General features: G+C 56.6%; 15 protein-coding genes. 12 read left to right on the forward strand and 3 right to left on the reverse strand.

What is annotated here, in order from left to right; all coding sequences use genetic code 11:
- Window positions 1–6: 6 nt before the first annotated feature.
- The 7 genes from sapA to IB226_RS05405 all read left to right on the forward strand — a co-directional run bounded on the left by sapA (window position 7) and on the right by IB226_RS05405 (window position 7,512).
- A complete protein-coding gene (gene sapA, locus IB226_RS05375) occupies window positions 7–1,629 on the forward strand; it encodes an ABC transporter substrate-binding protein SapA (protein ID WP_192233984.1) in 1,623 nt (540 codons plus the stop codon).
- A gap of 2 nt (window positions 1,630–1,631) precedes the next feature.
- Window positions 1,632–2,597, forward strand: a complete 966-nt coding sequence (gene sapB, locus IB226_RS05380) for a putrescine export ABC transporter permease SapB (RefSeq protein WP_192233985.1) — start codon at window positions 1,632–1,634, stop codon at window positions 2,595–2,597.
- Window positions 2,584–3,474 (forward strand): putrescine export ABC transporter permease SapC, encoded by an 891-nt coding sequence (gene sapC / locus IB226_RS05385; protein ID WP_101764289.1) that lies wholly within the window; start codon window positions 2,584–2,586, stop codon window positions 3,472–3,474. Before sapB ends, sapC begins: the two co-directional genes overlap by 14 nt.
- Window positions 3,474–4,466, forward strand: coding sequence for a putrescine export ABC transporter ATP-binding protein SapD (gene sapD / locus IB226_RS05390; RefSeq protein ID WP_192233987.1), 993 nt, complete (start codon window positions 3,474–3,476; stop codon window positions 4,464–4,466). The genes sapC and sapD overlap by 1 nt, the downstream gene beginning before the upstream one ends.
- A gap of 5 nt (window positions 4,467–4,471) precedes the next feature.
- Window positions 4,472–5,275, forward strand: coding sequence for a putrescine export ABC transporter ATP-binding protein SapF (gene sapF / locus IB226_RS05395; protein ID WP_110866235.1), 804 nt, complete (start codon window positions 4,472–4,474; stop codon window positions 5,273–5,275).
- A gap of 128 nt (window positions 5,276–5,403) precedes the next feature.
- Window positions 5,404–6,192: an enoyl-ACP reductase FabI gene (gene fabI / locus IB226_RS05400; protein WP_007892455.1), complete on the forward strand. Its 789-nt coding sequence runs from the start codon at window positions 5,404–5,406 to the stop codon at window positions 6,190–6,192.
- A gap of 198 nt (window positions 6,193–6,390) precedes the next feature.
- On the forward strand, window positions 6,391–7,512 hold the full coding sequence (locus IB226_RS05405; protein WP_192233989.1) for an oxidoreductase: 1,122 nt from the start codon (window positions 6,391–6,393) through the stop codon (window positions 7,510–7,512).
- On the opposite strand, the gene IB226_RS05410 is transcribed toward IB226_RS05405, so the two are convergent.
- Window positions 7,509–8,405 carry a LysR family transcriptional regulator gene (locus IB226_RS05410; protein WP_192233991.1) on the reverse strand — a complete coding sequence of 299 codons (897 nt, stop codon included), beginning with the start codon at window positions 8,403–8,405 and terminating at the stop codon, window positions 7,509–7,511. The two genes, IB226_RS05405 and IB226_RS05410, sit on opposite strands and share 4 nt — an antisense overlap.
- A gap of 80 nt (window positions 8,406–8,485) precedes the next feature.
- Window positions 8,486–10,075 (reverse strand): PTS transporter subunit EIIC, encoded by a 1,590-nt coding sequence (locus IB226_RS05415; RefSeq protein WP_192233993.1) that lies wholly within the window; start codon window positions 10,073–10,075, stop codon window positions 8,486–8,488.
- 244 nt (window positions 10,076–10,319) lie between these two features.
- On the opposite strand from IB226_RS05415, the gene IB226_RS05420 reads away from it, so the two are divergent.
- The 5 genes from IB226_RS05420 (at window position 10,320) to pdeR (ending at window position 19,367) form a co-directional block, all read left to right on the forward strand.
- Entirely contained in the window at window positions 10,320–12,626 is a 2,307-nt protein-coding gene (locus IB226_RS05420; RefSeq protein WP_137385870.1) for an FdhF/YdeP family oxidoreductase, read from the forward strand.
- A gap of 124 nt (window positions 12,627–12,750) precedes the next feature.
- On the forward strand, window positions 12,751–14,685 hold the full coding sequence (locus tag IB226_RS05425; protein ID WP_192233995.1) for an exoribonuclease II: 1,935 nt from the start codon (window positions 12,751–12,753) through the stop codon (window positions 14,683–14,685).
- A 184-nt stretch (window positions 14,686–14,869) separates the two neighbouring features.
- Complete coding sequence (locus IB226_RS05430; protein WP_192233997.1) at window positions 14,870–16,936, forward strand: carbon starvation CstA family protein; 2,067 nt, start codon at window positions 14,870–14,872, stop codon at window positions 16,934–16,936.
- Window positions 16,929–17,225, forward strand: coding sequence for a YbdD/YjiX family protein (locus tag IB226_RS05435; protein ID WP_101764280.1), 297 nt, complete (start codon window positions 16,929–16,931; stop codon window positions 17,223–17,225). Before IB226_RS05430 ends, IB226_RS05435 begins: the two co-directional genes overlap by 8 nt.
- 156 nt (window positions 17,226–17,381) lie before the next feature.
- Window positions 17,382–19,367: a cyclic di-GMP phosphodiesterase gene (gene pdeR / locus IB226_RS05440; protein ID WP_101764279.1), complete on the forward strand. Its 1,986-nt coding sequence runs from the start codon at window positions 17,382–17,384 to the stop codon at window positions 19,365–19,367.
- 15 nt (window positions 19,368–19,382) lie between these two features.
- On the opposite strand, the gene IB226_RS05445 is transcribed toward pdeR, so the two are convergent.
- Window positions 19,383–20,249 (reverse strand): crotonase/enoyl-CoA hydratase family protein, encoded by an 867-nt coding sequence (locus IB226_RS05445; protein WP_137385874.1) that lies wholly within the window; start codon window positions 20,247–20,249, stop codon window positions 19,383–19,385.
- Window positions 20,250–20,270: the final 21 nt, after the last annotated feature.

Raw genomic sequence — 20,270 nt, forward strand, 5'->3', positions numbered from 1 at the left:
AGTTCTATGCCAAAATTATTCCCCTCTCTGCTGCTGGGTCTCAGCATAATGAGCGCGTCAGCGTGGGCCGCGCCAACGGACAACATCCGCAACAGCGGTTTTGTCTATTGCGTTAACGGCACGGTTAATACCTTCAATCCACAAATGGTTAGCAGCGGATTAGTCGTTGATACGCTGGCGGCGCAGCTTTATGACCGGCTGCTGGACGTGGATCCTTATACTTATCGGCTGATTCCCGACCTCGCCCAGAGCTGGGAAGTGCGTGATAACGGCGCAACCTACCGTTTTCACCTGCGTAAAGATGTCGCCTTCCAGCACACCAACTGGTTTAAACCGACGCGGAAAATGAACGCCGATGATGTGGTGTTCAGCTTTGCACGCATGTTTGATCGCAAGCATCCGTGGCACAACGTCAACGGCGGCAGCTATCCCTATTTTGATAGCCTGCAGTTTGCCGATTCAGTGCAGAGTGTGAAAAAGCTGGATAGCGATACCGTTGAAATCCGCCTCAATAGCCCGGACGCCTCATTCTTGTGGCATATCGCGACGCATTACGCGCCGATTTTGTCGCAGGAGTACGCCAATAAACTCAGCGCTAAAGGCCAGCAGGAACAGCTGGACCGCGAACCGGTCGGCACCGGCCCGTTCCAGTTGAGCGAATACCGTACCGGGCAATATCTCCGCCTGGCGCGTAATCCGCAGTACTGGAAAGGCGTGCCGCGTCTGCAGCAGGTGGTGATTGATTTGGGCGTCGGCGGCACCGGAAGGTTATCCAAACTGCTGACCGGCGAATGCGATGTGCTGGCCTATCCCGCCGCCAGCCAGCTGAGCATTTTGCGTGACGATCCGCGCCTGCGCATGACGCTGCGTCCCGGCATGAACATCGCCTATCTGGCGTTCAACACGCGCAAACCGCCACTGGATCGCCCGGAAGTGCGTCACGCGCTGGCGCTGGCGATCAATAACGAACGCCTGATGGAGTCGATCTATTACGGCACCGCCGAAACTGCCGCCTCCATTTTGCCGCGTGCGTCCTGGGCGTATGACAACGATGCGCGCGTCACCGAATACAATCCGGCTAAAGCGCGTGAAGAGTTGAAAGCGCTGGGGCTGGAAGATTTGCATTTACGTTTAGTGGTGCCCTCCTCCTCGCAGTCGTGGAATCCCAGCCCGCTAAAAACCGCTGAATTGTTGCAAGCGGATTTGGCTCAGGTTGGCGTGCGCGTCACTATCGCGCCGGTGGAAGGCCGCTTCCAGGAAGCGCAGTTGATGGAGATGAATCATGACCTCACGCTCACCGGCTGGGCAACCGACAGTAACGATCCCGACAGTTTCTTCCGTCCGCTGTTAAGCTGCGCGGCGATCCGTTCGCAGACCAACTACGCACACTGGTGCTCGCCCGCCTTTGATGAGGCTTTGCAGCATGCACTGTTGTCCCAGCAGCTATCGGCGCGCATTGACAGCTATGACAAGGCGCAGCAGATTTTGGCGCAGGAGTTGCCGGTGCTGCCGCTGGCGTCATCGCTGCGTTTGCAAGCCTATCGGCATGATATCAAAGGCCTGGTGTTGAGCCCGTTTGGTAACGCTTCGTTCGCTGGCGTTTACCGCGATGAGAGCAGCGAGGAGTAAGCATGATTATCTATATTCTGCGTCGCGTGGTGCTGCTGCTCATCACCCTGTTTTTGCTGTCGCTGGTGAGCTTCAGTCTGAGCTACTTCACACCAAATGCCCCGCTCGAAGGCGCATCGCTGTTTGATGCGTGGTGGTTCTGGTTCAAGGGCTTGCTGCAGTTCGATTTTGGCGTCTCCAGCACCAACGGCCAGCCGATTGATCTTCAGCTGCGCGAAGTGTTTCCCGCCACGCTGGAGCTGTGCGTAATGGCATTTATTCTGGCGCTACTGGTGGGGATTCCGCTGGGAATTTGCGCCGGCGTGATGCGCAAAAAATGGCAGGATAAAGCCATTATTGCACTGGCGCTGCTTGGCTTCTCGATGCCGGTATTCTGGCTGGCGCTGCTGTTTACGCTGTTCTTCTCGTTAACGCTCGGCTGGTTGCCGGTGTCCGGACGTTTCGACCTGCTCTATCCGGTGCAAAACGTTACCGGCTTCGCGCTGATTGATGCCTGGCTGAGCCCGTCGCCGTGGCGTCATGAAATGCTGGTCAGCGCCTTAACGCACATGATTCTGCCGGTGGTCGTTCTCGCCGTTGCGCCTGCTACCGAGATGATCCGCTTACTGCGCAGCAGCACCAGCGATGTGATGGACAAAAACTACGTCAAAGCCGCCGCCACGCGCGGCCTGTCGCGCTTCACGGTGATCCGCCGCCACGTGCTGCACAATGCGCTGCCGCCGGTGATTCCGCGCCTTGGGCTGCAATTTTCCACCATGCTGACGCTGGCGATGATCACCGAAGTGGTGTTCAACTGGCCGGGCCTCGGCCGCTGGCTGATTAACGCCATTCGCCAGCAGGATTACGCGGCGATTTCCGCTGGCGTGATGGTGGTGGGCGGTCTGGTGATTCTGGTCAGCGTGTTATCCGATATTCTGGGTGCGGCGCTTAACCCGCTGAAACATAAGGAATGGTATGCCCTTAGATAATGTCTACGACGAGAAGCGGCTGCCCAGCACGCTGCGTCGCAGCTGGCAGCGCTTGTATCGCGATACCAGCGGTATGGTCGGCTTGTACGGCTTTGGCCTGCTGCTGTTCCTGTGCCTGTTTGGCGGTCTGCTGGCGCCGTATGGTATCGATCAGCAATTCCTCGGTTATCAGCTGCTGCCGCCATCGTGGTCGCGCTACGGCGATGTCTCCTTTTTCCTCGGCACCGACGATTTAGGCCGTGATGTGCTGAGCCGCCTGCTGAGCGGCGTAGCGCCGACCGTGGGATCGGCGATTTTGGTGACGGTGCTGGCGGCAATTTGTGCGCTGGTGCTTGGCGTGTTTGCCGGTATCACGCACGGCATGCGCTCGGCGGTGATGAATCACGTACTGGATACCTTACTGTCGATTCCCTCGCTGCTGCTGGCGATTATCGTGGTGGCATTTCTCGGCCCGCGCCTGGAACACGCGATGCTGGCGGTGTTTCTCGCGCTGATCCCACGTCTGGTGCGCGAGATCTATACTGCTGTGCATGATGAGATGGAAAAAGAGTATGTGGTGGCGCTGCGTCTTGATGGCGCGCGCAACCTGAATATCTTGTGGAATGCGGTGCTGCCTAACGTGCTGCCGCTGCTGGTGAGCGAATTTACCCGCTCGCTGTCGATGGCGATTCTGGACATCGCCGCACTCGGTTTCCTCGATCTTGGCGCGCAGCTGCCCTCGCCCGAATGGGGTGCGATGCTGGGTGACGCGCTGGAGCTGATCTACGTTGCGCCGTGGACGGTCATGCTGCCGGGCGTGGCGCTGATGGTCAGCGTGTTGATCGTTAACCTGCTGGGCGACGGCATTCGTCGCGCTGTAGAAGCGGGAGTTGAATAATGCCGCTACTGGATATCCGTAACCTGACCATCGAATTTATGACCGCTGACGGTCCGGTCAAAGCGGTTGATCGCATCAACCTGACGCTAAGCGAAGGCGAAATCCGCGGTTTGGTGGGTGAATCGGGTTCAGGCAAAAGTCTGATCGCCAAAGCAATTTGCGGCGTCACCAAAGATAACTGGCGCGTCACCGCCGATCGCATGGTGTTTGATGATATTGATCTGCTGCGCCTGTCACCGCGCGAACGCCGTCGGATCGTCGGCCATAACGTGTCGATGATTTTTCAGGAGCCGCAATCCTGTCTTGATCCGTCAGAAAGTATTGGTCGCCAGCTGATGCAGGCGATTCCGCGTTGGACGCACAAAGGCCGCTGGTATAAACGGCTGTGGTTCTGGCGCAAAGTGCGCGCCATTGAGCTGCTGCATCGTGTCGGCATCAAAGATCATAAAGACATCATGCGCAGTTTCCCGTATGAACTCACCGACGGCGAATGCCAAAAGGTGATGATCGCCATCGCGCTGGCCAATCAGCCGCGTTTGCTGATCGCCGATGAACCAACCAATGCGATGGAGCCGACCACGCAGGCGCAAATTTTCCGCCTGCTGAGCCGCCTCAATCAGAATAACAACACCACCATTTTGCTGATCAGCCACGATCTGCGCACCATGAGCCACTGGGCTGACCGCATTAATGTGATGTATTGCGGCCAGACGGTGGAGATCGCGCAAAGCGAAGAGTTAATGGAGTCACCGCATCATCCTTACACGCAGGCGCTGATCCGGGCGATGCCCGATTTCGGTAGCGCGCTGCCGCACAAAAGCCGCCTCAACACGCTTTCTGGCGCGATTCCTTCACTGGAACATCTGCCGATTGGCTGTCGTCTGGGGCCGCGCTGCCCGTATGCGCAGCGTAAATGCATCGAAACACCGCGCCTGACCGGCAATAAAGCGCATCTGTTTGCTTGTCACTTCCCGCTGAATATGGAGAGCTAGTAAACATGGAAACGCTGCTGGAAGTGCGCAACCTGAGTAAAACCTACCGCTATCGCACCGGTTTGTTCCGTCGTCAGCACGTTGAGGCGGTGAAAGGCGTCAGTTTTACCCTGCGTGAAAAACAGACGCTGGCGGTAATTGGTGAAAACGGTTCGGGAAAATCGACGCTGGCAAAAATGCTCAGCGGCATGGTCGAGCCGAGCGAGGGCGAGATGCTGATTGACGATCATCCGCTGGAGTACGGTGATTATGGTTATCGCAGCCAGCGCATTCGCATGATTTTTCAGGATCCCTCAACCTCGCTGAATCCGCGCCAGCGCATCAGCCAGATACTCGATTTCCCGCTGCGCCTGAATACCGAGCTGGATGATGACGCGCGTGAAAAACGCATTATCGCCACGCTGCGTCAGGTCGGTTTGCTGCGCGACCACGCCGGATACTATCCGCACATGCTGGCGCCGGGCCAGAAGCAGCGTCTGGCGCTGGCGCGAGCGCTGATTCTGCAGCCAAAAGTGATCGTCGCCGATGAAGCCCTCGCCTCGCTGGATATGACCATGCGTTCACAGCTGGTAAACCTGATGCTGGAACTGCAGGAGAAGCACGGCATCGCCTATATTTATGTCACGCAGCATCTCGGCATGATGAAGCACATCAGCGATCAGGTGCTGGTGATGCATCAGGGCGAAGTGGTCGAGCGCGGCGGCACCGCCGATGTATTGGCCTCGCCGCTGCACGATCTCACCAAACGCCTGATCACCAGCCACTTTGGTGAAGCCTTAACCGCTGAAGCCTGGCGCCGCGAGCGTTAAGGCGCCGAAAACGCGGTGCGATTTACCGCATTTATAGAGACGTGCTAGACTTCGCACGAGATTAACGTCGGTCGCCTGTTTTTCAACCATCGCGACCGCCAACAACAATGACCAAAAGGATTACAGCTATGGGTTTTCTTTCCGGTAAGCGCATTCTGATTACTGGCGTTGCCAGTAAACTCTCAATCGCCTACGGTATTGCGCAGGCGATGCACAAACAGGGCGCAGAACTGGCTTTCACCTACCAGAACGACAAATTGAAAAGTCGTGTGGAAGAGTTTGCTAAAGATCTGGGTTCAGACATTGTTCTGCCATGCGATGTGGCTGAAGACGAGAGCATCACTGCGCTGTTCACCGAACTGGCAAAAACCTGGCCGAAATTTGACGGTTTCGTTCACTCCATCGGTTTCGCACCTGGCGATCAGCTGGATGGCGATTACGTGAATGCCGTGACCCGTGAAGGCTTCAAGATCGCTCACGACATTAGCGCGTACAGCTTTGTTGCGATGGCGAAAGAGTGCCGTGCGATGCTGAACCCGAATTCCGCCCTGCTGACCTTGTCTTACCTGGGTGCAGAGCGCGCCATCCCGAACTACAACGTGATGGGTCTGGCGAAAGCGTCTCTGGAAGCTAACGTACGCTACATGGCGAACGCAATGGGTCCAGAAGGCACACGTGTTAACGCCGTTTCTGCCGGTCCAATCCGTACGCTGGCTGCATCAGGCATCAAAGATTTCCGTAAAATGCTGGCGCACTGCGAAGCGGTTACCCCGATTCGTCGTACCGTTACCATCGAAGACGTGGGTAACTCAGCTGCATTCCTGTGCTCTGATCTGGCGGGTGGTATCACCGGTGAAGTGGTACACGTTGATGGCGGATTCAGCATTGCCGCAATGAACGAGCTGGAACTGAAATAAGATTTACCTAAGGTCGCCTTTCATGGCGACCTCCTCATCAAATAACGCTCTCCTTATACTCGTAAGCTATTAATTATTCCCCAACATTCTTTTGCCGTGGACAGCCGTTCAGCGACGATAAGCTAGCCCTTTGTTGCATGCCTGCTTTTCAGATTCGCACGCTGTGCAGCAAGTCCGTTTTTAGCGCAAGGAATGACCATGGAACAACGCCGTTCTCCCGGCCATGACCACTGGTTTTATGAAAGCCAGACTCGCCCGAATAGCACCGCCACTGCGCCGCTGGTGCCCGAAGCCGCCTATATCGACGATCGTTTCTTACTCGGTTTGCAACAGGAAGCGACCGCGCTACAGCCGCTGCTGTCGCGTTTTCAGCCTGCGTTATTGGCCGCGCGCGATCTCAGCCAGATTCTGTTTCCCGATACGCTTGCCACCAGTTTGACCCACACCTTAACGCTGTACGATCGCCTCAGCACCGCGCTAACGGTGGCGCAGGTCGCCGGCGTGCAGCGCCTGTGCAATCACTACTCAGCCCGGCTCAATCCGTTGCCGGGTCCGGACTCATCACGTGAAAGCAATAATCGCCTGACGCAAATCACCCAATATGCGCGTCAGCTGGCGATGCAGCCGGAACTGATCACCACCAGCAGCATCAGCGCGCTGGACGCGGTGGGCTTAACCGAGCCCGATATCGTCACGCTGAATCAACTGGTGGGATATGTCAGCTATCAGTCACGCGTGGTGGCATCGCTGCAGGCGATGATGGGCTTGCCGGTGCGCTGGATTCCGGGCGTAACACCGCCGCCGGACGCCAGCGCAGCGCTGTTTACCGGCAACGACGGCTGGCAGCACGCGTTGAAACCGGTTGAACTGCGCTATGCCAGCGCCGATCAACTGGCGGCGGTTACTTACTGTCAGGGTATTGAGGGATTGGATGATGCCATTTGGCTGCTGGTGCACGATGCGCAAGTGCTGTATGGCTTCGCCACGCTAAAACAGCGGCTGAGTGAACATTTTGCCGGGGATGAAGCGCTGGCGCAGGCGGTTAGCGCACGCGTGCTGGGTTGTCGACGTCAGTTTGATTTTGTTACCGATGAATGGCGTGACGCACTGCTGCAGGATGTCGAAAGCGCTGGCGCAGCATCGCCGGTGATTTCACTCAGCGCCCAGCTCACTCGCCTGCCCGACCGCTTCAGCGCTGCACATTTGCAGCCGCTGCTGAACGCGGGCTGGGGCAGCGAACGCATCTTCACGCTGTTGCAAGCGGTGGCTTTCGCCAGCTGGCAGGATCGCCTGCTGATGGCGCTGGGCGAAACCCGTTAATCGGGCAGATGTCGCCGCGCTTCATCAAAGAAATGCTGAGCCAGCGGCGATGCTCTGCCCGGCTCGGCAATCACTAATGCCGCCTGCCGGCCCATCGGCGCCATCTCAATCGGCCGCCGCGCCAGATTCTGCATCAGCTCCGGCAACAGATGTCCGCATGGCGACACCATCACGCCCAAACCAACCTGCGCACTTTGCAGCAGTTGCATGATCGACGCGCTCTCAACAATCACACGTGGAATCAAGCCGGTTTCCCGCAGCTGCCCATCAAGATAGCGTCGAAAATAGCGCGTGGGCTCTGCCAGACACAGCGGCTGGCAGGCAAGCGTGGCGAGCGAGATGTTCTCTTGCTCGAGCAGCGCCGGAAAGTGCGCCGGATTGAACAGCGCCTCGACACCAGGATCTTTCAACAGCGCAGTTTGAAAATGCAGCTCGCGCAGTGACGTCAGTTCAAAAAAGCCGATACCGCCATCCACGGTGTGGCTGTTAAGCGCTTCCAGCAGCTGATCGGCGCTCATCGCGGCCACGCGATAATCCAGCTGTGGATAACGCGCTTCAATCGCTTTCAACAACGCAGGCAGCGCCACGCTGCACTGCGGCATAACACCCAGCCGCAAGGTGCCGTTGACGCCATGCTTGAGCGACTCCACTTCCAGCTTCAATCCCTGATACACCGAAACAATTTCCCGCGCCCAGGTCAGCACGCGCTCGCCTTCCGGCGTAAAGCCATCGAAATTATTACTGCGGTTGATCAGCGAAAGCCCTAATTCGCGTTCGAGGTTTTTCAGGCGCATCGATAGCGTCGGCTGGCTGACAAAGCTGGCTTCTGCTGCACGGCCAAAGTGGCGTTCGCGCTCCAGATTACAAAGATAGATGAGTTGTTTGATGTCCATGGAAAGCAGAATTGGTTGGAAAACGGCAGTGTATCATGGCGTTTGCCGCTGCGCTGAGTCCACGCGCAGCGGTCATTTTGTTACGCCACACCCAAGGCACTTTTTACGTCGTTGGCGATCTTCTCGACCTGCGGGCCGTAAATCACCTGGATATCGTGTTCGCTGACGCGATTGATGCCGTTCGCGCCGGTTGTCAGTAAGGTTTGATCGACCACTTCATTCATCTGTTTAACCCGCACGCGCAGCCGGGTGAAGCAGCAATCGACATCCTCTATATTGGCTTCGCCGCCCAGCCCGCTGATGATCACTTTGGTGCGCTCATCCGCCGCCACCTGTTCGGGTTTGTGCTCATCATCGGATTCCCGTCCCGGCGTTTCAACCCGCATCCGCGTGATCACAAAACGGAAACCGTAGTAGTAAATCGGCACGTAAATCACGCCGAGTACAATCGTCCACCACCAGTGCGTTTTACTGCCGCCGAGAATGCCGAACACCACCAGATCGATGGCGCCGCCCTGCACGTTGCCAATCATCAAATGCAGCATCGACATCAACATAAATGACAGGCCGGTTAATAGCGCATGCAGGATATAGAGCACCGGCGACACGAAGATGAAACAGAACTCCAGCGGCTCGGTGATGCCGGTGGTAAAGGAAGTCAGTGCACCGGCCAGCACCAGCGCTTTAACGCGCTGCTTATGCTCAGGGCGCGCAGTGTGGTAGATCGCCAGCGCGGCGGCTGGTAAGCCAAACATCATTACCGGAATTTTGCCCTGCGCGAGGAACTGCGTCGCGCCGCGCACCGTATCGTCCGGGATGGCGCCGGGATGCGTTAGCGAGGTGTTGAAGATGTTCAGCGCGCCGACGATGCTTTGTCCATCAACCGTTGCCATGCCGCCAATCGGTGTGAAGCGCACGGTTTCGTTGAGGATATGGTGCAAACCGGTGGGAATCAGTAAGCGTTCGCTGGTGCCAAGCAGGAAGGCGCCGTATTGCCCGCTTTTACCAATCATCAAACCCACCCACGCGATGCCTTCGCCGATGGTCGGCCAAATCAACGCCAGCAGCACGCCCACCAGCGGCAGCACCACCACGGTCACGATCGGCACAAAGCGGCGTCCACCAAAGAAGCTGATCGCCGTCGGCAGTTGCTGAGTGTAAAAACGGTTATGCAGCAGCACGGTAATCAATCCAGCAATCACGCCGCCCAGCACGCTCATGTTGTAAGTAAAGATGCCGAGCATGTCGATGTATTCGGCCGACGTCATCATCGCTGCGGTTTGATCCATACCCGCTTTCTGCAGCGCTTCTGGCGTGGTGGTAGCGGCTGTCAAACCTTTCGACGCCAGCGTGGAGCTGATACCAACATTCATGGCGATATAGCCAATTACGGCGGCAAAGGCGGCGGTCGGTTTCTCCGCTTTCGCCAGCCCGATGGCGCTGGCCACCGCAAAGAACAGCGGCAAATTGGCGAACAGCGCGCCCGCCACCTTGCGGATAAACCCGATAATCAGCTGTGGCACCTGCAGACTGGCGAAGGCATCGCCGGTGATGGCCGGATTTTGCATTGCGGCGGCCAGGCCAAGAAAGATCCCTGCTGCAGCAATCACCGAGATGGGCATCATTAAGGCTTTACCGAAGGCGTGAATTTGGCTTGCCAGATTCTTCATGCTGCGTGCCCTTTTCAGAATGGAAAGAGCAATTATTAGTCAGTTATCTCAGCAGCACGTAACTGCCGCCCCTTAACAGCCGGGGAAGTTTGACTTAGGTCACGCTTTGCGTGCGTTTCACGATAAACGCCGCCTATCGCACCATTAAACCAATCAATTAGACAACTTTTAAGGAGAGTCGCACACTTCCCGCTAACAGAAGACATATTCTGATAACAACTCATAAACAAATAAGCCTGCAACTATGAAATTTAAACGTAAGATTCAACCCTATCGCGCTGCTGCGGGCGGCTGGGGTTCATTGGAAGCCACCACCCGTTTCGTCCTTGATAGTAAAGCTGCCCTGAAGAACATGCGAAACCTGATGCGCATGAATAAAGCGCGCGGTTTCGACTGCCCAGGTTGCGCATGGGGCGATGACAACAAAAGCACCTTCAGCTTCTGTGAAAACGGAGCAAAAGCGGTGACGTGGGAAGCCACGCGTCGTGTGGTTGCGCCGGAATTTTTTGCCCAGCACAGCGTCAGCACCCTTTACCAGCAGAGCGATTACTTCCTTGAGTATCAGGGACGCTTGACCCATCCGATGCGCTACAACAGCGCGACCGACCACTACGAACCGATCAGCTGGGACGATGCGTTAGCCTTGATTGCTCGCCATTTGAAGGCGATGGATCATCCAAATCAAATGGAGCTTTACACCTCCGGCCGCGCCAGCAATGAAGCATCCTGGCTCTATCAGCTTTTTGGCCGTGTGATGGGCACCAACAACTTCCCCGACTGCTCCAACATGTGCCACGAAGCCAGCGGCACCGGCCTGAAACGCAGCATCGGCGTGGGTAAAGGCACCATTCGTCTGGACGATTTTGATCATGCCGACGCGATTTTCGTGTTGGGTCAGAATCCGGGCACCAACCATCCGCGCATGCTGCACAGCCTGCGGCACGCGGCCGATCACGGCGCGAAAATCGTCACCTTTAACACGCTGCGCGAGCGCGGCCTCGAGCGTTTTGCCGATCCGCAAAAGCCGCTGGAGATTGTCACGTCGATGGCGGGCACCATCAGTTCCGCCTATTACCAACCTAATCTGGGCGGCGATATGGCGGCGGTGCGCGGCATGGTGAAAGCCCTGCTTGAGCTACAGCGTGCACGTTTAGCTGCCGGTGAAGAAGGCATTTTCGATCAGGCGTTTATCGATGCCAACACTCATGGCATTGATGCGTATCTTGCCGCCGTTGATAACACCCGCTGGGACGATATCGTGCGCCAATCCGGTCTCAGCGAAGTGCAGATTCGTGAGGCGGCGGCGATCTATCAAAGTGCTGAACGCGTGATTGTCACCTGGGCGATGGGCATTACTCAGCATAAACACTCGGTGGATACCGTTCGCGAGATCACCAACCTGCAGCTGCTGTTTGGTCAGTTGGGCAAGAAAGGCGCAGGCCTGTGTCCGGTGCGCGGCCACAGTAATGTGCAGGGCAACCGCACCATGGGCATCGATGAGAAGCCGGGCAAGCCGTTCCTCGATGCACTCGGCGCGCACTTTGATTTCGAACCCCCGCGCGAGCATGGTCACAACACCGTTGAAGCGCTGAACGCGATGCTGCGTGACGAAGTGAAAGTGCTGATTGCGCTGGGCGGCAACCTCGCGGCGGCCGCACCGGATTCACCGGTCACCGAAGAAGCGTTGCAGCATTGCGGTTTGACCGTGCACATCAGCACCAAACTCAATCGCAGCCATTTGGTGCCGGGCCACGAAGGGCTGATTCTGCCAACGCTGGGCCGTACCGAACGCGATCGTCAGGCAAGCGGTAATCAGTACATCACCGTGGAAGACTCGTTCAGCATGGTGCACGCCTCAGAAGGCGTCGGCATTCCATTGGCGGAGACGCAGCGCTCTGAAACCGCGATTGTGGCTGGCATAGCCCATGCGACATTAGGCAGCGATAAAATCGACTGGCTGGCGATGGCAGGCAATTACGATCTGATTCGCGATCACATCGCCGCCACGATTCCCGGCTTTGCTGATTTCAATAACAAGTGCGACATTCCGGGCGGTTTCTACCTGGGTAGCGCTGCCGCCGAGCTGCGCTTCAATACGCCAAGCAAACGTGCTGAGTTCAGCGCCGCCGCCCTGCCAACGTCGCTGTTCCCGCAGTTGGGCGATGTCGCGGTGCCGTTCACGCTGCAAACGCTGCGTTCACACGATCAGTACAACACCACGATTTACGGCCTCGATGACCGTTATCGCGGCGTGTATGGTCAGCGCGAAGTGGTGTTTATCCATCCGGATGATATGGCGTCGTTGGGCTTCACTGAAGGCCAGTTGGTGGATATCGAGACGCTGTGGAATGACGGTTTAACCCGTCGCGTCAGCGGTTTCAAGCTGGTGCCGTATAACATTCCGCGCGGTAACCTCGCGGCGTATTATCCGGAAACCAACCCGCTGGTGCCGCTCTCGAGTTTTGGCGACGGCAGCGGTACGCCGACCTCAAAATCGGTGCCGGTGAAGCTGGCATTAAGCGCCGCCACACCGTCACAACGTATCGCCTGACCAAAGCGTTATCAGAAGGTAAAAAGCCGCGTAAAGCGGCTTTTTAGCCTGTTTTGGCCTTGCCGCGCGGACCCGATTCGCGTAAAACTGTCAGCCGCTCTTAGGCCACGAAACTATATAAATTATGTTCCAGGATAATCCGCTGCTCGCGCAGCTTAAAGAGAAGCTTCACGCGCAGACTCCGCGCGTCGAAGGTGTTGTTAAAGGTACGGAAAAAGGCTTTGGCTTCCTCGAAGTTGATGCCCAGAAAAGCTACTTCATTCCGCCACCGCAGATGAAGAAAGTGATGCACGGCGACCGTATTTCAGCCGTGATCCACACCGATAAAGACCGCGAGAGTGCCGAGCCGGAAACCCTGGTTGAGCCGTTCCTGACCCGCTTTGTCGGCCGCGTGCAGAAGAAAGACGATCGCCTGTCAATTGTGCCGGATCATCCGCTGCTGAAAGAGGCGATTCAGTGCCGCGCCGAACGTGGCGTGACCCACGATTTCCAGAACGGCGATTGGGCGGTAGCAGAGATGCGTCGTCACCCACTGAAAGGCGATCGCGGTTTCTATGCTGAACTGACCGAATTCATTGTCACTGCGGACGATCACCTCGCGCCGTGGTGGGTAACGTTGTCGCGCCATAACCTCGAACGTCAGGCTCCGGACGTCGGTTTTGGTGAGATGCTCGACGAAAATCTGCAGCGTGAAGATTTGACCGCACTGAACTTCGTCACCATCGACAGCGCCAGCACCCAGGATATGGATGATGCGCTGTACGTGGAAGAGGCTGCCGACGGCAATCTGATCCTGACCATCGCTATCGCCGATCCAACCGCTTACGTGGCAGAAGGCAGCGAGCTGGATAAGCTGGCGTCGAAACGCGCGTTCACCAACTATCTGCCGGGCTTCAATATACCGATGCTGCCGCGCGAACTCTCTGACGACGTCTGTTCCCTGCGTCCGAACGAGCGTCGTCCCGCGCTGGCATGCCGCGTTACCGTGCTGAAAGATGGCAGCCTGGCTGATGACGTGCATTTCTTTGCTGCGTGGATTGAGTCGAAAGCCAAGCTGGTTTATGACGAAGTTTCCGATTGGCTGGAAAACAGCGGCAGCTGGCAGCCTGAAAACGACGCCATTGCTCAGCAGATTCGCCTGCTGCATCAGGTTTGCCTGGCGCGCAGCGAATGGCGTCAAACCCACGCGCTGGTGTTTAAAGATCGTCCAGACTACCGCTTTGTGTTGGGCGAGAAAGGTGAAGTACTGGATATCATCTCTGAGCCACGTCGCATAGCGAACCGCATCGTTGAAGAGTCGATGATTCTGGCTAACGTCTGTGCCGCGAAAGTGCTGCAGGAGAAGCTGGGCTTCGGTATCTATAACCTGCACACCGGTTTCGATCTGGCCAATGCTGAGCAGGCCGCTGGCGTGCTGGCGGGGCATGGCATCACCGTGGATCCGCAGGCGATTACCACGCTGGAAGGCTTCCGCCAGCTGCGTCGTCAACTCGACGCGCAGCCAACCCAGTATCTGGATAGCCGCATTCGTCGCTTCCAGTCGTTTGCAGAAGTCGGCACCGAGCCGGGCCCGCACTTTGGTCTTGGCCTCGAAGCCTACGCGACCTGGACTTCGCCGATTCGTAAGTTTGGCGACATGATCAACCATCGCTTGCTGAAGGCAATTGTGCGCGGTGAAAGCACTGGCCGTCCGCAGGATGAGCTGACCACCATCATGAGCGAACGTCGTCGCCTGAACCGCATGGCCGAGCGCGATGTTGGGGACTGGTTGTATGCCCGTTTCCTCGCACCGTTTGCCGCTACCGATCGCAAGTTCAGCGCCGAGATCATCGACGTATCTCGCGGCGGCATGCGCGTTCGTCTGCTGGAGAATGGCGCGGTAGCCTTCATTCCTGCGCCGTTCATCCACGCGGTGCGTGATGAGCTGGTGTGCTCGCAGGAAAGCGGCACCGTGCAGATTAAAGGTGAGGTCGCTTACCGTGTCACTGACATCATTGACGTGACCATCGCCGAAGTGCGTATGGAAACCCGCAGCGTGGTCGCGCGTCCGGCCGCCTGAGCATGAAAACTCGCGGGATAACAGCCGTTATCCCGCATTTCTCTCCGCCCGCTTTAGCAAATGTTAAATTTGCTTTCCGCTTCACATTTCTAATGCCTTTGTCTGTCGTTAACAATTCATTACATTACTTTTAACTTGTTGTATTCGATCGCCTCTTTTCCCGGTCCCTACAAGGAGTTAACTCATGAACAACGTCAAAACCAGTCTCATCTGGTTAGCGGTGGCGTTAATTGGCGCGGGCGCATTTGCCATGCTGGCCCTCAGCCGTGGCGAACACGTCAACGCGGTGTGGCTGGTGATTGCCTCCGTCGCCTGCTACAGCATTGCCTATCGCTTTTACAGCCTGTTTATCGCTAAGCGTATTTTCGAACTGGACGATCGCCGTCGCACGCCGGCGGAGCGCTTTAGTGACGGCCTCGATTATGTGCCGACCAATAAATGGGTGCTGTTCGGCCACCATTTTGCGGCGATTGCCGGTGCGGGCCCGCTGGTTGGCCCGATTCTCGCGGCGCAGATGGGCTTCCTGCCAGGCACCATCTGGATTCTGGTTGGCGTAATGTTTGCTGGTGCGGTGCAGGATTTCCTGATCCTGTTTATCTCAACGCGTCGTGATGGCCGCTCGCTGGGTGAGATGGCGCGTCAGGAGCTCGGCTCATTCGCTGGCGTGGTCACCATGCTCGGCGCGCTGGGTGTGATGATCATCATCCTCTCCGCGCTGGCGCTGGTGGTGGTGAAGGCGCTGGCCAACAGTCCATGGGGTTTGTTCACCATTGCCGCAACCATTCCGATTGCGCTGTTTATGGGTGTGTATATGCGCTTCCTGCGTCCGGGAAAAATCGCGGAAGTGTCGATCATTGGCTTCGTGCTGATGATGGCGGCGATTATTTACGGCGGCAATGTAGCAGCCGATCCCTATTGGGGCCCGCTGTTCACGCTGAAAGGCACGGAGCTGACGTGGGTGCTGGTGATCTACGGTTTTGTCGCCTCTTCGCTGCCGGTGTGGCTGCTGCTGGCACCGCGCGATTATCTCTCCACCTTCCTGAAAATTGGCGTGATCATCGGTTTGGCCATCGGCATCGTGTTTGCCATGCCCGAGATGAAGATGCCCGCGGTGACCAAATTTATTGATGGCACCGGGCCGGTCTTCTCCGGCGCGCTGTTCCCGTTCCTGTTTATCACCATCGCCTGTGGCGCCATTTCAGGTTTCCATGCGCTGGTTTCGAGCGGCACCACGCCGAAACTGGTGGAGCGCGAAAGCCATATCCGCTTCATCGGCTACGGCGCGATGCTGATGGAATCCTTTGTGGCAATCATGGCGCTGATCTGTGCCTCGGTGCTTGACCCGGGCGTCTACTTTGCCATGAACTCCCCTGCCGCGCTGATTGGCACCACGGTGGAAAATGCGTCGCAGGTGATTAACGGCTGGGGCTTCGTGGTGACGCCAGAGATGCTGAGCGGCATTGCGCGCGACGTCGGCGAAAGCACCATTCTTTCGCGTGCCGGTGGTGCACCAACCTTTGCGGTCGGCATGGCGCATATCATCACCGAAGTGTTTAACAGCCGCGCCATGATGGCGTTCTGGTATCACTTCGCCATCTTGTTTGAAGCGCTGTTTATCCTGACCGCTGTGGATGCCGGCACCCGCGCCTGTCGCTTTATGGTGCAGGATCTGGTGGGCACCGTGGTGCCGTCGATGGCGAATAACCGTTCATGGTTGGGCAACATGGCGGGAACCACCGTCGCGGTGGCGGGCTGGGGTTTCTTCGTGTATCAGGGCGTGGTCGATCCGCTCGGCGGCATCAATACGCTGTGGCCGCTGTTTGGTATCGGCAACCAGATGCTGGCGTCAATGGCGCTGATTCTCGGCACCGTGGTGCTGTTCAAAATGAAGAAGCAGCGTTATGCGTGGGTGACGATTGTTCCAACCGCCTGGCTGTTCATTACCTCGATGACCGCGGGCTGGCAGAAGATTTTCCACGAAAAACCTTCGATTGGTTTCCTGGCGCAGGCCAACAAGTTCCGCAAAGGCATTGATGACGGCATCGTCATCGCCCCGGCGAAGAGTGTCGCTGACATGCAAACCATCGTCTTCAGCAATCAAATTAACGCGGCCCTGTGCGCCTTCTTCATGCTGGTGGCGGTGACCATGCTGGTGGCGGCCTTCTTCGTGATTCGTCGGGCGCTCAACAGCACGGTGCCAACCACCCATGAATCTGAGATCTCACTGCGCAAAGAGGTGCGAAATGTCTGAGTCCATTTATCACTGGAGAAAACCCAACGGGCCGTGGCACATTCAGCAGTGCTTACCAATCGCCCCCGCCACGGCTGGGCAAAATCTTACGCGCTGGCAGCGCATCTGGCAGGGATTGCAGCAAAGTTTTCGTTTAATGGTCGGCGTTCATGACTATCAAACTTATCTGAAGCATATGCGCGAACATCATCCAACGATCGCCCCCATGGATGAGCGTGCTTTTCACCGTCACTGCCTCGATGCCCGCTTTCCCAGCCAGGCCGGAAAACTCGGTAAGTGCCCTTGCTAACAGAGATTAGCCCCGCTTGTCGGGGCTTTTTCGTGCCATTCTTTAATAAAAACAAAAATATATTTGGATTGCATCTTGTGCTGACGCAGGAGGTTGAATACTGTTGCTAAAATAATGAGATACCGCCCGCTGAGCATTCCCCCGGAGGAAGTTTCCATGACCGATGAACAAGGGCAAACATTGCTATATACCTTGTTTGGCACCACCAGCCCTCATTGGCGTTTAACTTCAGATAGTGATGCTCTGCATTTTGCCGAAGATGAGAACGCAAACACCAATATGGCGGTGCCGCTGACTCCAGCACAAGCCAGTTTATTACGTGCGATGACGGTCATTACCTCAAGTATTAACCTCACGCTGTCGCTGCATGGCGAACCTGTTCCGATGCATTTTGTCGGCCGTAAAGTCAATCAATCTACCTGGGCAGGCACCTCGTCAGCCTGGGGCGATACGTCGTCTGTCGCGCGTGATTTGACGCTGGGTTTATCCTTCGCCGAGCAAGTGGTTTCTGAGGCGAATTCCGTCATCGTGATCCTCGATCAACGCGGCAATATCCAGCGTTTCAACCGTTTGAGTGAAGAGTACACCGGGCTGAAAGAGCAGGAAGTGATTGGCCGCAACGTATTCCAGCTGTTTATGACCAAGCAGGAAGCGCAGGCATCGCGCCGTAATATCGCCGGTTTCTTCCGTGAAGGCAGTTCTTACGAAGTTGAACGCTGGATAAAAACCCGTAAAGGTCAGCGACTGTTTCTGTTTCGTAATAAGTTCGTTCACAGCGGCAGCGGAAAAAATGAAATTTTCCTCATCTGTTCCGGAACCGACATAACCGAAGAGCGCCGCGCTCAGGAACGTCTGCGCGTGCTGGCCAATACCGATACCGTCACCGGCTTGCCCAATCGCAACGCGATCCATCAGCAGATTAGTCTGGCACTGGAGCTGGCGAATGGCAGTCAGACCGGTGTGGTGTACCTCGATTTAGACAATTTTAAGAAGGTAAATGACGCTTACGGCCATATGTTTGGCGATCAGCTGTTGCAAGCGGTGTCGCTGGCCATCCTCAGCTGTCTTGGCAAAGACCAGACGCTGGCGCGCCTTGGCGGCGATGAGTTCGTGGTGCTGGCGGAACACACCAGCCAGGCAGCGCTGGAAGCGATGGCGTCGCGTATTCTTGAGCGGCTGCGTCAGCCATTCCGCATTGGCCTGATTGAGGTTTACAGCGGCTGCTCGCTGGGTATCGCCCTCGCCCCGCTGCATGGTGAAGATCGTGAAAGCCTGATTCGTAACGCCGATACCGCGATGTATCACGCCAAAGAAAACGGCCGCGGCAAGTTTTGCGTGTTCGCTAATGAGATGAATCAGCGCGTGTTTGAGTATCTGTGGCTCGATACCAACCTGCGCAAAGCGCTCGAGCTGGATCATCTGGTGGTGCATTACCAGCCAAAACTCAATGCCGAAGGCGAAGTGCTGAGCGCCGAGGCGCTGGTGCGCTGGAATTCTCCAGAGCGTGGTCTGGTGCCGCCGGGCGATTTTATCTCCTACGCCGAAGAGTCTGGTTTGATTGTGCCCTTGGGCCGCTGGGTGATGCTCAACGTGCTGCAGCAGATCATTAAGTGGCGCAGCGAAGGCATCTTTCTGCGCGTCGCGGTTAACGTCTCGGCTAAGCAGCTGATCGACCAGAGCATTTACACCGATCTGAAACAGGCATTGAATGAAGCCGGTTTGACCGATTGTCCGATTGATATCGAACTGACGGAAAGCTGTTTGATTGAGAACGAAGCTGGTGCGCTGATGCTGATGAAACAATTTCAGGAGCTGGGTGCGCAGGTGCATCTGGATGACTTTGGTACCGGTTACTCCTCACTTTCTCAGCTGGCGCGCGTTCCGATTGATGCCATTAAGCTGGATCAGAGCTTTGTACGTAATATCAACAAACAACCCGTGGCGCAGTCGCTGGTGCGTGCGATTGTCGCGGTGGCCAAAGCCCTGAAGCTGCAGGTGATCGCCGAGGGCATTGAAACCAAAGCCGAAGAGAAGTTTGTTATGGCCAACGGTGTTGATGGGCGTCAAGGTTATTATTATGCAAAACCAATGCCCGCAGAACAGCTCGGGCATTGGCTGGCTAAGCATCCTGCCCGCGTTTAACGCTGGTCTGCGAGATTAGCCGGCTTTGCGCAAGGATGCGCTATGACGGTTCTGCAGTTGTACCAGTCGTTCCATGTAAGCAATGTCTTTAGGTTCCAGTGTGAAGGCATAATCGACCCAGTCCTCCGTGATATCCATCAGCTCAGCGCGTGATAACTGCAATACGCGTTGACGCGCTTTCAGCATTGCCCGCACGCCGTTCAGTTTTGGACGTAACGTATCAATGAAGGTGCGTGTGGTGCGATAACCATCGCCCGGCTGGAACACCTTGTCGACCAGACCACGCGTTTCATACCATTCCGCGCTGTGTGACTCACCTTCCATAATCAGCTCTTCGGCCAGCTTCATGCCAGACCGACGCGACACTAACGAGTAGCCGCCCATACCGGGGAACAGGTTGAATGCGATCTCCGGGAAACCCATGCGCGCGCTGTTCTGCGCCAGAATGAAGTGATGTGCCAGCGCCGCTTCAAAGCCGCCGCCGAGCGCACTGCCCTCAATCATTGCCAGCGTAACCGCACCGGTATCGAAACCCCGCGCTGCGGAGTGGATGCAGTCGACACAGGCACGCGCATAAGCGCGCAGTGCTTCACGACGGTTGTTGCGAATGCATTCCACAAAGAAACGCAAATCGCCTCCGGCGTTAAACATCTGTGGCACTAACGAACCCGTCACCCAGAAATCAATCGGCAAACCGGAACGTTGAGCGGAATAGCTCAGGTTCATGATCTCCTCAATTAATTCGTGGTTAAAACTCGGACGGGGTTGCGCACGCAGCATCATCCACATGGTGCGGCGACCCTCTTCATAGTAGGCCGCGAGCTGTGTGGTTTGTCCAACTTCGGTGAACAGTCTGCATGTTGGTTGGTTAATTACTGTCATTGTCTCATCCTCTGTTTATGT

It is taken from the genome of Pantoea sp. PNT03 (genome assembly GCF_014852515.1).
Taxonomy (GTDB): domain Bacteria; phylum Pseudomonadota; class Gammaproteobacteria; order Enterobacterales; family Enterobacteriaceae; genus Pantoea; species Pantoea leporis.

Coding starts and splice junctions, on each gene's coding strand:
- fabI (WP_007892455.1), top strand. CDS start 5,404: ATGGGTTTTCTTTCCGGTAAGCGCATTCTGATTACTGGCGTTGCCAGT.
- sapA (WP_192233984.1), top strand. CDS start 7: ATGCCAAAATTATTCCCCTCTCTGCTGCTGGGTCTCAGCATAATGAGC.
- sapC (WP_101764289.1), top strand. CDS start 2,584: ATGCCCTTAGATAATGTCTACGACGAGAAGCGGCTGCCCAGCACGCTG.
- IB226_RS05420 (WP_137385870.1), top strand. CDS start 10,320: ATGAAATTTAAACGTAAGATTCAACCCTATCGCGCTGCTGCGGGCGGC.
- IB226_RS05415 (WP_192233993.1), bottom strand. CDS start 10,075: ATGAAGAATCTGGCAAGCCAAATTCACGCCTTCGGTAAAGCCTTAATG.
- IB226_RS05425 (WP_192233995.1), top strand. CDS start 12,751: ATGTTCCAGGATAATCCGCTGCTCGCGCAGCTTAAAGAGAAGCTTCAC.
- sapD (WP_192233987.1), top strand. CDS start 3,474: ATGCCGCTACTGGATATCCGTAACCTGACCATCGAATTTATGACCGCT.
- IB226_RS05445 (WP_137385874.1), bottom strand. CDS start 20,249: ATGACAGTAATTAACCAACCAACATGCAGACTGTTCACCGAAGTTGGA.
- sapF (WP_110866235.1), top strand. CDS start 4,472: ATGGAAACGCTGCTGGAAGTGCGCAACCTGAGTAAAACCTACCGCTAT.
- sapB (WP_192233985.1), top strand. CDS start 1,632: ATGATTATCTATATTCTGCGTCGCGTGGTGCTGCTGCTCATCACCCTG.
- IB226_RS05430 (WP_192233997.1), top strand. CDS start 14,870: ATGAACAACGTCAAAACCAGTCTCATCTGGTTAGCGGTGGCGTTAATT.
- pdeR (WP_101764279.1), top strand. CDS start 17,382: ATGACCGATGAACAAGGGCAAACATTGCTATATACCTTGTTTGGCACC.
- IB226_RS05410 (WP_192233991.1), bottom strand. CDS start 8,405: ATGGACATCAAACAACTCATCTATCTTTGTAATCTGGAGCGCGAACGC.
- IB226_RS05405 (WP_192233989.1), top strand. CDS start 6,391: ATGGAACAACGCCGTTCTCCCGGCCATGACCACTGGTTTTATGAAAGC.
- IB226_RS05435 (WP_101764280.1), top strand. CDS start 16,929: ATGTCTGAGTCCATTTATCACTGGAGAAAACCCAACGGGCCGTGGCAC.